We start from the raw sequence: 12,783 nt of genomic DNA, 5'->3' as shown, positions 1-12,783 counted from the left end.
ATGGAGGCGCAGGTGACGCTCGATTCCTTTTCGCAAAAAATCCTTCGCCTGTTGCAGCTCGACGCGCGCCGCTCGGTCCAGGAAATCTCGGACCAGGTCGGCCTGTCGAGCACGCCGTGCTGGCGCCGCATCAAGGACATGGAACAGTCGGGCGTGATCCAGCGCTACACGGCGCTGCTCGATCGCGAGAAGCTCGGCCTGCACGTCTGCGCGCTCGCGCACGTGCACCTGACCCGCCACAACGAAGGCGGCGTCGAGCAGTTCGAGCGCGAGATCTCGACCTGCCCGGAAGTCACCGAGTGCTACAGCACGACCGGCGAAGCCGATTACATCCTCAAGATCGTCGCGCCGGACATCAAGGCCTACGACGTGTTCCTGCACGAGCGCATCTTCAAGATCCCCGCCGTGTCGCAGGTGCGCACGAGCGTCGTGCTGCGCGAGATCAAGTTCGACACGCAACTGCCGCTGTAGCGCGCCGGCACGCGCCGGCGGCCTTCCGTCCCGTGTGCCCGCGGCGGGTCACGCCTGCGCGGGCATCGTGCGCGTGAAGCCGATCCGGCGCGCGCCGAACTCGCGCTTCAGCGCGTCGGCGTCGAGCCGGCCGGCCAGCGCCGCGTCGGTGTCGTGCGTATCGCAGGCAAGCGTCACGTCGATCTCGAGCCCCGTACTCAGGTAATGCAGGTCGATGGCCGCCGCATGCAGCCCGCGCTGCGCGAGCGCGGCCTCGACCCGTGCCACGATCTCGCCGCGCGGCGGCAGCGCGAGTGCCGGACGGCGCGCCGCGTCGTTCTCGGGATCGACATGGATCAGCGCATCGAGCACGCGCGGGTCGGTCAGCACGCGCGCACGCGCGGTCTCGGCGATGTAGTGCCCTTCGGAGACGGAGATTTTCGGATCGACGAGGATGTGCGCGTCGACGAGCGCGGCATCGCCCATCTTGCGCGTGCGCAGGTCATGCACGTCGCGCACGCCCGGCGTCGCCGCGAGCAGCGCGCGGATCTCGGCGGTATCGGTCGTATCAAGCGCGCGATCGGAGAGGTCCTGCAACGCGTCATAGCCGAACGTCCAGCCCATGCGCGCGACCATGAAGCCGACGATCGCCGCCGCGATCGGGTCGAGCAGCCGCACGCCGGCCAGGCTGCCGACGATGCCGATCGCAACGACGAGCGACGATGCGGCGTCCGAACGCGCATGCCACGCGTTCGCGACGAGCAGCGCCGAGCGCACGCGCCGCGCTTCGCGCAGCATGTAGCGAAACAGCGCCTCCTTCGACACGAGCACCGTCAGCGCGACGAGCAGCGCGGAAAAATGTACCGCCGGAATGTTTTCGAGATTAACGAGACGGTCGCCGGCCCGCCAGAGCATGCCGACGCCAACCGCAATCAGGATCGCGCCGAGAAACAGCGAGGCGACGGTCTCATAGCGGCTGTGGCCGTAATTGTGGTCGGCATCCGGCGACGCGCCGCTATGCCGATTCGCAACCAGCACGACAAAATCCGAGATCAAATCGGAAATCGAATGCACGCCGTCGGCAATCAATGCCTGCGAATGCGCGATCACGCCGACGACGATCTGAAATGTCGCAAGCACGACATTCAGCACAATACTGACGAACGTGCTCTTGCGTGCAACCGCGTGCTTATCTGCGCTCTGCGCGTCGCCGGAAAACGTGGACATGAAATATGGGATATGGGTGTGCGGAAACCCGATTCTATCAAGTGCGCCCCGCGAACCCCGCCAATACCCACAAATTTCTTATTTAAATCAATCGCTTATGCGAACAGGTCGCATTTTCATTCACACCGGATCATTACACTTTCATGACAACACCATGTGACCGGCGACCGCTGAAAACAAAAAAGCCGCGCTCCTTGACGGACACGCGGCTCTTTTGAAGAGCAGGCGATTTAAACAGGCGTTTAAATCGCAAACTGCTCGCGGTTCTTGCCTGCGATCCAGCGCGGCGGCTTGCCGCGGCCCGACCACGTCGCGCCCGTTTCCGGATCGCGATATTTCGCGGCAACGCCTGCGCGCGGACGGCCAACCTTACCTGCCTTCGCGCGGCTGAGACCGAGTTCGGCGAGCGAAAAGCCGTAGTCGGCAATTTTCTGCTTCACGTCATTCAGCACTTCAGCGTATTCACGCGACTTTGCTTCTTCGATTTGCTTCTCCAGCTTCTCCCGCTGGGCCAGCAGGTCCTTGTAAGAAGACATAGTTTCCCTTTCTATCTGACCAATGGCGCCGGTCTGCAGCCAGCTCACCATTCATGAAATATATGTGCCTCGGATTTTCGAAGGCAGAGATTAGCACAAAAAAGATTTGATAGAAGCGAGATTCATGAAAATCCCGAGATCAATTGAAATTCACACGTGTCATTTTGACCGGTCGCGGCCTTTTCTCAAATTTTTACGTTCCTACACAGAGATTAGGACATTAGCGATTGGCTATTAGGCCTATCAACATACGCAATTACCCTGCATTTGAAAAATAGAAGCTTTCATCGGACGACAGTTTTACGAAAATCGGATGGTGCGACTCGCTAAACGGGCAATGCGCGGACCGGCCGGTATCCGCGGCGTCACGTCACATCCCGCGCGCACGCGATCAGCCGCTCGCGCAACTCGCCCGCGTCGGTCAATGGCGTATCAAACGGTGTGCGCACGCGGCGGCCATCATGCCGCCAGTCGGCGCCGTGGCGATCGACACCGAGCAGTTCGAGCCCGTCGCGGCGCGCGGCGCCGGCATCGTACGCGTCCCATAACGCCTGTTCCTCGTCGAACGCGAGCGGCGGCAGCGCATCGAGATGCGTGCCGTCGACCCAGCCCATGCGCCCGAACCCGCCGATATAGCGCAGCCGTTCGACGTCGAGTGCCCAGAACGTGAAATCGCCGAGCGCGAGATAGCGCGCGGCATCCGGCTCATAACGGCAGTAGCGCGCGGTGACGTGCGGATCGTCGCCGAGCGGCACGAACCGGCCGAGCAGCGTCGCGCGCTCTGCGTTCAGCACGTCGCCGCCGGGTGCGTCGACGACGAGGAAGCCCGCGCGCGGATCGGCGGCCAGATTGCGCGTGTGCTCCGCGAGGCCGCTCACGAGGAGCACGGGACGATGGCTTGCATCGGGTGCAAACGGGACGACCGTCGGATACGGGAAACCCTGCGGATCGCGCGAATGGGTGGCGAGCGTGCCGAGCGCGCAGCGGTGCAGCAGATGCACGGCGAGAGCGGGATCGATGTTCAAGAGGACTCCTGCGGTCGAAGGGCGGCGCGCCGGGCACGCCATGCGCTCCGATGTTACTCGCGGGCGCGCCGCGCCGCGCATCGGCCGAACGGCCGAGGCAGTCGATGCGGCCGAACGCGGGTCTCCGGCCGAACGGCCAACGCCCGGCAGGATCGTAAGCGGTTCGATAGAATCGGACGAATCCGAAGGGCGCCGCGTGCGTCCGTGCATTTCTTTTGATGAGCGTCATCGTGTCCGAATCCTCCTCCCCCGAATCGTCGTCCCCGTTCGCCGCGCCGCCCGACGCGCATCGCGTGCTGTCGCTACCGGCCCGCCAGCGGGCGCGCGCGGCGTCGATGGCGCTGTTCTTCGTCGCCGGCATGATGTTCGCGTCGTGGGGCGTGCACGTGCCGACCGTGCGCGACAAGTTCGCGCTGAACCCCGGGCTGCTGTCGATCGCGCTGTTCGCGGTCGCCGTCGGCTCGATCGCCGCGATGCTGACCATCGCGCGCTGGATCGCGCGGGTCGGCTCGCGCACCGCGTGCCTCGCGGGCGGGCTCGTGATGTCGGCCTGCGCGGCGCTGATCCTCGTCGTGCCGGATTACCCGATGCTGCTCGCCGTGCTCGCGCTGTTCGGCTTCTCGATGGCGACGCTCGACGTCGCGATGAACGCCGAGGCCAGCGCGGTCGAAATTGCGATCGGCAGGCCGATCATGTCGTCGCTGCACGGCATGTTCAGCATCGGCGGGATGGCGGGGGCGGCCGCCGGCGGCGCGCTGCTGTCGGCCGGCATGGCGCCGGCCGTGCATCTCGCGCTCGCGGCGGCGACCAGCGCGACGGTGCTCGTGGCCGCCAGCCCGGCCGTGCTGCCGCACGTGCCGCACCACGAGCACGCGCACGGCGGCGGCAACCGCTGGCGCTCGCCGGCGTTGTGGATGCTCGGCGGCATCGCGCTCGTCGCGCTGATCGCCGAAGGCGCGATGTACGACTGGGCGACGGTCTATATGCGCGACGTCGTCGTGGCGAGCCCCGCGCTCGCGAGCGCCGCCTATGCCGCGTTCTCGGGCGGGATGGCCATCGCGCGCTTCGCGGGCGACGCCGTGCGTGCCCGCTTCGGCGCACCGCAGCTCGTGTTCGCGAGCGCGTCGCTCGCCTGCGCGGGGATGATCGGCGCGCTGCTGCTACCGTATCCGGCCACGGTGCTGACCGGCTTCACGCTGATGGGCATCGGCCTCGCGAACATGATGCCGGTGCTGTTCGCGGCCGCCGCGCGCGTGAAAGGCATCCATGCGGCCGAAGGGCTCGCGCACGTGGCCGGCCTCGCGTATTTCGGCATGCTGTTCGGTCCGGTCGTGATCGGCGCCGTCGCGCAAGCGTCGAACCTGACGATCGGCCTGTCCGTCGTCGCGCTGTGCGCGGCGCTCGTCGCGGCCGTCGCTCCGAAGGTGCTGGCGCGGCTGAAGATCTGACGGCGCGGCCGCGCCGGCCAAAAAGAAAGCGCGCATGCGTTGCCGCATGCGCGCTTTCACCCCTTCTGTTGACCGCTTGTATCGTTACATCTTCACTTCGTCGAGCAGCGACTTCTTGCCGCCCTTGTAGTTGTACAGCGAGATCACGCCGTGCTGGAGGTCGCCCTTCGAGTCGAAGGTCGTCGTACCGATCACGCCCGAGTAGTTCGTCGCCGGCATCGCGGCGAGGATCTTCGCCGGATCCGCCGAGTTCGCGCGCTTCATCGCATCGACGATGATGTACACGGCGTCATACGTGAACGGTGCGTAGATCTGGATCGGCTGGCCGAAGCGCTTCTCGTACTTCGCCTTGAACGCTGCGCCGCCCGACATCTTCTCGAGCGAAGCACCGGCTTCCGAGCACACCACGTTGTCGGTCGCGTCGCCGGCCAGGTCGGCCAGCTTTTCCGTGCACACGCCGTCGCCCGCGAAGATCTTCGCGCGCAGGCCGAGCTGCTTCGCCTGCTTCGCGAACGGGCCGCCCGTTGCGTCCATGCCGCCGTACATGATCGCGTCCGGATTCTCGCCCTTGATCTTGGTCAGAATCGCGCGGAAGTCGACCGCCTTGTCGTTCGTCGCGTCATGCGACACCACCTTCAGGCCGAGCGCCTTCGCCTTCTTCTCGAACTCGTTCGCGAGACCCTGGCCGTACGCGGTCGAATCGTCGACCACGGCCACGCTCTTGATGCCCTTCGAATGCGCGTAGTTCGCGAGTGCCGGGCCCTGCTGCGCATCGGTGGCCACCACGCGGTACGTGGTCTTGAAGCCCTGCTGCGTGTAGGCCGGGTTCGTCGCCGACGGCGAAATCTGCACGATGCCCGCATCGCTGTAGATCTTCGAGGCCGGGATCGACGTGCCCGAGTTCAGGTGGCCGACCACCGCGACGACCTTGTCGTCGACGAGCTTCTGCGCAACCTGCGTGGCCTGCCGCGGGTCGGCCGCGTCATCCTGCGGGTCGAGTTGCAGCGTGATTTTCTGGCCGCCGACCGTGAGACCCTTGGCGTTGATCTCTTCGACCGCGAGACGTGCGCCGTTTTCGTTGTCCTTGCCCAGGTGTGCAATGCCGCCCGTCAAGGGCGCGACGTGGCCGATCTTGACGACTTGATCGGCCGCTGCGTTGCCCGCAGCTGCAGCACACAACATCGCGGCCGCGGTGATCGGCAACAGCTTTTGCATCTTGATATTCATGTAAGTCTCCAGTTTCGGTCCCAATAAACGCCATCGCCCGGTGCCCCGCTGCCATCCCTGTGTTTGCAATCACTGGACGATTCGCCGGTTGCATCGTTCATGCACTTGGCCTCAAGCACGTGAAAACCACCGCTTTTAGCGGCCGCCCGTCCGTACTTGCGCGCAAGTGTAGGTGATCAAATTAATTTGTGGGACTTTTTTGGGGTAGTGGTAACACTACCGATATGCGTACTTTGGAACGACTACTCGAGTATCGCTGCGAGCCCCGCCGGATAAGGGTTTCCGCTAATTCCGGACGACTTCCTGAAAGGTCGTTTCAAAACATTCCCGGGGCATTTCGATTCGGTATTTTGTGCCCGTGATCGTTGAATGAAACGCGCGTGACAACGCGCGTTTCGTCGTCGGATACGAACGATTCAGGCAGCCGCCGCGCGCCATTCGGCATCGAGCGCGGCGACGAGCCGCGATGTCGTCAGCGCATCGCCGCGCCGCCGCGCGAGCGGTGCGCCCTGCCCGGCCCACAGCGACAGGTACTCGCCGTCGTTGGCACGCGCGGCGGCCTGGCGCAGCGGCTGCGTCAGCGCGTTCTGCACCGGGTACGGCGCGGCGTCGGCCACGCGTTCGCCGAGCCGGGCCATCAACGTGTTGCGCAGCCCGCGCGCGTGGCGGCCGGTGATCGCGCGCGAGACCTGCGTCGACGTGTCGGCGCTCGCGAGCAGGCGCGCCTTCCAGTCCGCCGCGATCGCGCTTTCCGTGCGGGTGAGGAACGCGGTGCCGAGCTGTGCGCCCTGCGCGCCGAGCGCAAGCGCGGCCGCGATCCCGCGGCCGTCCATGATGCCGCCCGCGGCGAGCACGGGCAGGCCGGTTGCGTCGACCAGTTGCGGCACGAGCGCGAGCGTGCCGATCAGCGCATCATCGGCGCAACCGATGAACGTGCCGCGATGGCCACCCGCCTCGGCGCCCTGCGCGGACAGCGCGTCGGCGCCGGCCGCCTGCCACGCGAGGCCCTCGGCCACGTGCGTCGCCGTGCCGATCACGTAGGTGCCGGCCGCCTTCAGGCGCGCGACGTCGGCCGCATCGAGCACACCGAACGTGAAGCTCGCGACGGGCACGCGCAACGCCACGAGTGCGTCGAGCTGCGCGCGGAAGTCGGGCGCGTAGCGTGCGGGCGCGGTGCCCGGCGGCAACCCGAGCGCTGCATTCAGCGGGTCGATCGCGGCGAGCGCACGGGCGACGGTCGCCGCGTCGGGCGCGGCATCGGGCAGCACGAACAGGTTGACCGCGAACGGGCGATCGGTCGCCGCGCGGATGGCTTCGACCTCGGTCGCAAGGCGCTCGGGCGCGAACGCGGCGGCGCCGAGACTGCCGAGCGCGCCGGCATTCGACGCGGCGGCGACCATCGCGGTCGTGGTCGCGCCGACCATCGGCGCCTGCACGAGCGGCAGGCGCAGGCCGAAGCGTTCGGAAAAGGGCGTGGAGAACAGACGGGCAGACATGGCGAATCCTTCGATGACGATGCGCGAAAGCGCTTTGTAAAGGCCGGCGCATCGACTCTATCGAAGCGGCGCGGCGCCGAAAAATGAATAATCGAGATCGAAACGATCGCTGCGCGAGAAGCGGGCGCGTTCGCTGCAATGACACAGGATCGGTGGCACACTAGGCCGCCCTCTTTCACCCCGGGGCGCGCACCGCGCACCCCGTTCGCCAGGAGTTCAGAACGTGACTGCCCAATGGATCGACATCCCCGCCGGTAACGACAGCTTCGGCGGCTATCTCGCGCTGCCCAAGCGCGGCAAAGGCCCTGCCGTCATCATCATCCAGGAGATCTTCGGCGTGAACTCGCATATCCGCGCGGTCGCCGACCAGTACGCGTCCGACGGCTTCGTCGCGCTCGCGCCGGACGTATTCTGGCGCACGCAGCCGCGCGTCGAGCTGACCTACGAAGGCGCGGATCGCGACAAAGGCATCGAGCTGATGAAAAAGACCGACGTGGGTCTCGCGGTCGCGGATATCGGCGCGGCCGCCGATGCCTTGCGCGCGCGCCCGGAAGTGGCCGGCAAGATCGCCGCGATCGGCTACTGCTTCGGCGGCCAGCTCGCGTACCGCGCGGCCGCGACCGGCAAGATCGATGCGGCCGTGGCCTACTACGGCGGCGGCATCCAGAACGCGCTCGACCTCGCCGGCAAGATCACGCAGCCGATCCTGTTCCACTACGCCGAAGACGACCACGCCATCCCGCTCACGGCCGTCGACCAGGTGAAGGCCGCCTTCGCCGGCCACGGCGATGCGTCGTTCCACGTGTATCCGGGCGCCGAGCACGGCTTCAACTGCACGGACCGCGCGTCGTACAACCAGCGCGCGTCGGCGCTCGCGCACGGCCGCACGCTGACCTTCCTCGCCGAGCACCTCTAAAAACGGCCGGCCGCGGGCCCCCGCGTACCGGGCCCGCGTTATGCTGCTGTCATCGCCACGAGTCACAACGGGGATGACAGCGATGCATTCGGACTATCTCGCGCACGACGCGATCGGCCTTGCCACACTGGTACGTGAACGCAAGGCGAGCCCGCGCGAACTGCTCGACGCCGCGATCGGCCAGGCCGAAGCGGTCAACGGCGCGATCAACGCGATCGTGCTGCAGGACTACGAAGCCGCACGCCAGCGTGCGGCCGCCACACCCGACGGCGGCGCCGACGCGCCGTTCGCCGGCGTGCCCTATCTCGTGAAGGATCTCGGCGCGGCGGTCGCCGGGCTGCCGCTGTCGATGGGTAGCCGGCACTACCGGTATTTCGTGCCCGCCGACGATTCGCCGGTGATCGCGCGCAGCCGCGCAGCCGGTCTCAACGTGTTCGGCAAGACCAACACGTCGGAGATCGGCCAGATGCCGTACACGGAACCGGAACTGTTCGGCGCGTGCCGCAACCCGTGGAATCTCGATCACACGCCCGGCGGCTCGAGCGGCGGTGCGGCGGCGGCCGTCGCGGCCGGCATCGTGCCAATCGCGCATGCGTCCGACGGCGGCGGCTCGATCCGCATTCCGGCGTCGTGCTGCGGGCTGTTCGGCCTGAAGCCGAGCCGCAACCCGGTACTCGTCGACCTGCCGTCGAACGGCGAACTGGTCGTCCAGCATGCGGTCACGCGCAGCGTGCGCGACAGCGCGCTGCTGCTCGACGTGACGACCGGCCAGACCTTGCCGGCCGGCGCGCCCGGCACGTTCCTCGGCGAGCTCGACACGCCGCCCGGCTCGCTGCGGATCGGCCTCGTGCTCGACCCGATGTTCGCGCCGGCACTGGCCGACGACACGCGCGCGGCGCTCGACGACGCGGCCGCGCTGCTCGAATCGCTCGGCCACCATGTCGAGCCGGCGACACTGCAGGTCAACTACGCGCGTGCGGCCGAAACCTTCGTCACGTTGTGGGCGACGATCGCCGAGGAGATGGTGCTCGGCGCGCGCGCGCTGACCGGCCGCACGCCGAAGCGCGGCGAATTCGAGGCCGCGACGTGGGCGATGGCCGTGGTCGGCCGGCGCCTTGCGCGCACGCGCCTGCCGGACGTGCTCGAATGGCAGCGCCAGCTCACCGTGCAGGTGGCCGGCCTCGTGTCGCGCTACGACGCGATCCTGTGTGCGTCGCTCGCGGGCCCGCCGGTGAAGATCGGCGAATTGCAGCCGACGCCGTTCGAAGCGGCGCAGATGAAGGTGCTCGGCGCGCTGCCGGTGAAGCCGCTGCTGAAGGAAATGCTCGCGAAGTCGTCGGAAAAGGCGTTCACGTGGGCCGGCTGCACCGAGCTGTTCAACCTGACCGGCCAGCCGGCGATGTCGGTGCCGCTCTACTGGAACGCGCGCGGGCTACCGATCGGCGTGCAGTTCGCCGCGCGTCACGCCGACGACGCGCTGCTGCTCCGGCTCGCCCGGCAGCTCGAACAGGCGCGGCCGTGGTTCGAGCGCCGCCCGCCGCTGATGCAGGCGCAGCGCTGACGCACGCGGCCGCGCGCCGCCGTCATCGTAAAAAAAGCCCCGCCGGCACGGCCGGCGGGGCTTCGACGCATGCAATCGCGTGAGCGCGCTTACATGACGAGCCGTTCACAGATCGTCCGCGTCGCGGCCGCCGTGTTCAGCGTATAGAAATGCAGCCCGGGCACGCCCGCGTCGATCAGACGCTGGCACAGGCCCGTGACGACATCCGCGCCGAACGCGCGGATCGACTCGCGATCGTCGCCGAAGCTCTCGAGCCGGCGCGCGACCCAGCGCGGCACTTCCGCACCGCACATCTCGGAGAAGCGCATCAGCTGCGAGAAGTTCGTGATCGGCATGATGCCCGGCACGATCGGCACGTCCACACCCAGCTTGCGAGCATCGTCGACGAAGCGGAAATACGCGTCGGCGTTGAAGAAGTACTGCGTGATCGCGGAATTCGCGCCGGCTTTCACCTTGCGCGCGAAATTCTCGAGATCGGCCTTCGGCGAGCGCGCCTGCGGGTGGTACTCCGGATAGCCGGCAACCTCGATGTGGAACCAGTCGCCGTGCTCGGCGCGGATGAAGCTGACGAGCTCCGACGCGTAGCGCAGTTCGCCGACTTCGCCCATCCCCGACGGCAGGTCGCCGCGCAGCGCGACGATGTGGCGGATGCCGTACGAGCGGTACTGGTCGAGGATCGCGCGCAGGCTGTCGCGCGACGAACCGATGCACGACAGGTGCGGCGCGGCCTCGAGGCCGTCCTTCTGCATGTCGAGCACCGTATCGAGCGTGCCCTGCTGCGTCGAACCGCCGGCGCCGAACGTGCAGGACACGAATTTCGGCTTCAGCGGCAGCAGCTGCGCACGCGTGGCGCGCAGCTTCTCGACGCCTTCCGCCGTCTTCGGCGGGAAGAATTCAAACGAGAGTTCGATCGTTTTCATGATTCTGAGGGAACAGGCCCGGGTGCCTCAGCCGATGTCGCGCTGACCGAAGATCAGGGCGGACAGCAGCCACGACACGATGCTGTACAGGATCGAACCGAAGAACGCGGACCAGAAGCCCGACACCTCGAAGCCCTTCAGCAGCGACGACGCGAACCAGAAGCACAACGCGTTCACGACGAGGATGAACACCCCGAGCGTGACGATCGTGACGGGCAGCGTCAGCAGGATCAGCACCGGACGGATCACCGTGTTGATCAGGCCGAGCACGACCGCGATGATCAGTGCCGTGCCGAAGCTCTTGATGTGGATCGACGGCACGAGGTACGTGATGATCAGCAGCGCGAGCGCGTTGATGACCCAGGTGAGGATGACGCTCATGGAGTGCTCCGGTTCGGTTGTCGATCGGTACGATCAGTGGCCGCTGCCGGCCGCCGCGGGTGCCCGAAGGCGCGCCGCGACAGCCGGCGATCCCGCGCCGTGCCGCCGTACCGGGTGCGCGCGAGTGACGCGCGCACGGCACCGCGGCAGCGGCGCACCGGATCAGTAGCGGTAGTGGTTCGGCTTGAACGGGCCGTCCTTCTGCACGCCGATGTACGAAGCCTGCTCGTCCGACAGCACGGACAGGTTCGCGCCGATGCGCGCCAGGTGCAGGCGTGCGACCTTTTCATCGAGGTGCTTCGGCAGCACGTACACCTTGTTCTCGTACTCGTTGCCGCGCACGAACAGTTCGATCTGCGCGAGCGTCTGGTTCGCGAACGAGTTCGACATCACGAACGACGGGTGGCCGGTCGCGCAGCCGAGGTTCACGAGGCGGCCTTCCGCCAGCAGGATCACGCGCTTGCCGTCCGGGAAGATGATGTGGTCGACCTGCGGCTTGATGTTTTCCCACTGGTACTGGCGGGTGGACGCGACGTCGATTTCCGAATCGAAGTGACCGATGTTGCAGACGATCGCGTTGTGGCGCATCGCCTTCATGTGATCGTGGTTGATCACGTGGTAGTTGCCGGTGGCCGTCACGAAGATGTCGGCCTTGTCGGCCGCGTATTCCATCGTCACGACGCGGTAGCCTTCCATCGCCGCCTGCAGTGCGCAGATCGGGTCGATTTCGGTGACCCACACGGTCGCGCCGAGGCCGCGCAGCGATTGCGCGCAGCCCTTGCCCACGTCGCCGTAGCCCGCGACGACCGCGACCTTGCCCGCGATCATCACGTCGGTCGCGCGCTTGATGCCGTCGACCAGCGATTCACGGCAGCCGTACAGGTTGTCGAACTTCGACTTCGTGACCGAATCGTTCACGTTGAACGCCGGGAACGGCAGGCGGCCGTCCTTTTCCATCTGGTACAGGCGGTGCACGCCGGTCGTGGTTTCTTCGGTCACGCCCTTGATGTGCGCGAGGCGCGTCGAGTACCAGGTCGGGTCGGCGTCGAGATGCTTCGCGATCGACTTGTACAGCGCGACTTCTTCCTCGTTGGTCGGCTTCGCGATCACCGAACGGTCCTTCTCGGCCTTCGCGCCGAGGATCAGCAGCAGCGTTGCGTCGCCGCCGTCGTCCAGGATCATGTTCGCGAATTCGCCGTTCGGCCATTCGAAGATGCGGTGCGAGAATTCCCAGTACTCGTCGAGCGATTCGCCCTTGAACGCGAACACCGGCGTGCCGGCTTCGACGATCGCGGCAGCAGCGTGGTCCTGCGTCGAGAAGATGTTGCACGAGGCCCAGCGGACGTCCGCGCCGAGCGCCTTCAGCGTCTCGATCAGCACGCCCGTCTGGATCGTCATGTGCAGCGAACCGGCAATGCGCGCGCCCTTCAGCGGCTGCTGTGCCTTGTATTCGTCACGGATCTGCACGAGGCCCGGCATTTCGGTCTCGGCGATGTTCAGTTCCTTGCGGCCCCAGCCGGCCAGCGCCATGTCGGCGACGACGTAATCGTGGGTAGCTTTGGAATCGATAATGGCGTTCATCACGCCCTCCTTTCT

12 protein-coding genes are annotated in these 12,783 nt (G+C 66.6%); 4 read left to right on the top strand and 8 right to left on the bottom strand.

What is annotated here, in order from left to right:
• Positions 1-471 carry an Lrp/AsnC family transcriptional regulator gene (locus FFS49_RS24115; RefSeq protein ID WP_011882933.1) on the top strand — a complete coding sequence of 157 codons (471 nt, stop codon included), beginning with the start codon at positions 1-3 and terminating at the stop codon, positions 469-471.
• 48 nt (positions 472-519) lie between these two features.
• Here FFS49_RS24115 and FFS49_RS24110 read toward each other — a convergent pair whose 3' ends face one another.
• The 3 genes from FFS49_RS24110 to FFS49_RS24100 all read right to left on the bottom strand — a co-directional run bounded on the left by FFS49_RS24110 (position 520) and on the right by FFS49_RS24100 (position 3,238).
• Complete coding sequence (locus tag FFS49_RS24110; protein WP_039346781.1) at positions 520-1,677, bottom strand: cation diffusion facilitator family transporter; 1,158 nt, start codon at positions 1,675-1,677, stop codon at positions 520-522.
• Between the two features lie 242 nt (positions 1,678-1,919).
• Positions 1,920-2,213 (bottom strand): H-NS histone family protein, encoded by a 294-nt coding sequence (locus tag FFS49_RS24105; RefSeq protein WP_006491875.1) that lies wholly within the window; start codon positions 2,211-2,213, stop codon positions 1,920-1,922.
• Between the two features lie 365 nt (positions 2,214-2,578).
• A complete protein-coding gene (locus FFS49_RS24100) occupies positions 2,579-3,238 on the bottom strand; it encodes a pyridoxamine 5'-phosphate oxidase family protein (protein ID WP_105815100.1) in 660 nt (219 codons plus the stop codon).
• Between the two features lie 230 nt (positions 3,239-3,468).
• On the opposite strand from FFS49_RS24100, the gene FFS49_RS24095 reads away from it, so the two are divergent.
• Entirely contained in the window at positions 3,469-4,686 is a 1,218-nt protein-coding gene (locus FFS49_RS24095; protein WP_171026822.1) for an MFS transporter, read from the top strand.
• A gap of 84 nt (positions 4,687-4,770) precedes the next feature.
• On the opposite strand, the gene FFS49_RS24090 is transcribed toward FFS49_RS24095, so the two are convergent.
• A complete protein-coding gene (locus tag FFS49_RS24090; RefSeq protein ID WP_039346789.1) occupies positions 4,771-5,913 on the bottom strand; it encodes a branched-chain amino acid ABC transporter substrate-binding protein in 1,143 nt (380 codons plus the stop codon).
• 416 nt (positions 5,914-6,329) lie between these two features.
• Entirely contained in the window at positions 6,330-7,409 is a 1,080-nt protein-coding gene (locus tag FFS49_RS24085; protein ID WP_105815101.1) for a nitronate monooxygenase, read from the bottom strand.
• Positions 7,410-7,632: 223 nt separating this feature from the next.
• Here FFS49_RS24085 and FFS49_RS24080 point away from each other — a divergent pair, with 223 nt between their 5' ends.
• Together FFS49_RS24080 and FFS49_RS24075 are read left to right on the top strand one after the other, a co-directional pair.
• Positions 7,633-8,325, top strand: coding sequence for a dienelactone hydrolase family protein (locus tag FFS49_RS24080; protein ID WP_039346793.1), 693 nt, complete (start codon positions 7,633-7,635; stop codon positions 8,323-8,325).
• An 82-nt stretch (positions 8,326-8,407) separates the two neighbouring features.
• Positions 8,408-9,886, top strand: a complete 1,479-nt coding sequence (locus FFS49_RS24075) for an amidase family protein (RefSeq protein WP_105815125.1) — start codon at positions 8,408-8,410, stop codon at positions 9,884-9,886.
• A gap of 89 nt (positions 9,887-9,975) precedes the next feature.
• On the opposite strand, the gene metF is transcribed toward FFS49_RS24075, so the two are convergent.
• From metF to ahcY, 3 genes are all read right to left on the bottom strand, one after another.
• A complete protein-coding gene (gene metF / locus FFS49_RS24070) occupies positions 9,976-10,806 on the bottom strand; it encodes a methylenetetrahydrofolate reductase [NAD(P)H] (RefSeq protein ID WP_039346795.1) in 831 nt (276 codons plus the stop codon).
• A 27-nt stretch (positions 10,807-10,833) separates the two neighbouring features.
• Entirely contained in the window at positions 10,834-11,187 is a 354-nt protein-coding gene (locus FFS49_RS24065; RefSeq protein WP_006477367.1) for a phage holin family protein, read from the bottom strand.
• Between the two features lie 162 nt (positions 11,188-11,349).
• A complete protein-coding gene (gene ahcY / locus FFS49_RS24060; protein WP_039346797.1) occupies positions 11,350-12,768 on the bottom strand; it encodes an adenosylhomocysteinase in 1,419 nt (472 codons plus the stop codon).
• Positions 12,769-12,783: the final 15 nt, after the last annotated feature.

The organism is Burkholderia sp. 4NA327C6 (assembly GCF_005502655.1).
Classification (GTDB): Bacteria; Pseudomonadota; Gammaproteobacteria; order Burkholderiales; family Burkholderiaceae; genus Burkholderia; species Burkholderia contaminans.
This window is presented reverse-complemented; position numbering and strand designations above follow the sequence as displayed.

Excerpts from the sequence above, each read along its gene's own strand:
- FFS49_RS24065 (WP_006477367.1), bottom strand. The coding sequence starts at position 11,187 with ATGAGCGTCATCCTCACCTGGGTCATCAACGCGCTCGCGCTGCTGATC.
- FFS49_RS24105 (WP_006491875.1), bottom strand. The coding sequence starts at position 2,213 with ATGTCTTCTTACAAGGACCTGCTGGCCCAGCGGGAGAAGCTGGAGAAG.
- FFS49_RS24110 (WP_039346781.1), bottom strand. The coding sequence starts at position 1,677 with ATGTCCACGTTTTCCGGCGACGCGCAGAGCGCAGATAAGCACGCGGTT.
- FFS49_RS24090 (WP_039346789.1), bottom strand. The coding sequence starts at position 5,913 with ATGAATATCAAGATGCAAAAGCTGTTGCCGATCACCGCGGCCGCGATG.
- FFS49_RS24085 (WP_105815101.1), bottom strand. The coding sequence starts at position 7,409 with ATGTCTGCCCGTCTGTTCTCCACGCCCTTTTCCGAACGCTTCGGCCTG.
- FFS49_RS24115 (WP_011882933.1), top strand. The coding sequence starts at position 1 with ATGGAGGCGCAGGTGACGCTCGATTCCTTTTCGCAAAAAATCCTTCGC.
- ahcY (WP_039346797.1), bottom strand. The coding sequence starts at position 12,768 with ATGAACGCCATTATCGATTCCAAAGCTACCCACGATTACGTCGTCGCC.
- metF (WP_039346795.1), bottom strand. The coding sequence starts at position 10,806 with ATGAAAACGATCGAACTCTCGTTTGAATTCTTCCCGCCGAAGACGGCG.
- FFS49_RS24075 (WP_105815125.1), top strand. The coding sequence starts at position 8,408 with ATGCATTCGGACTATCTCGCGCACGACGCGATCGGCCTTGCCACACTG.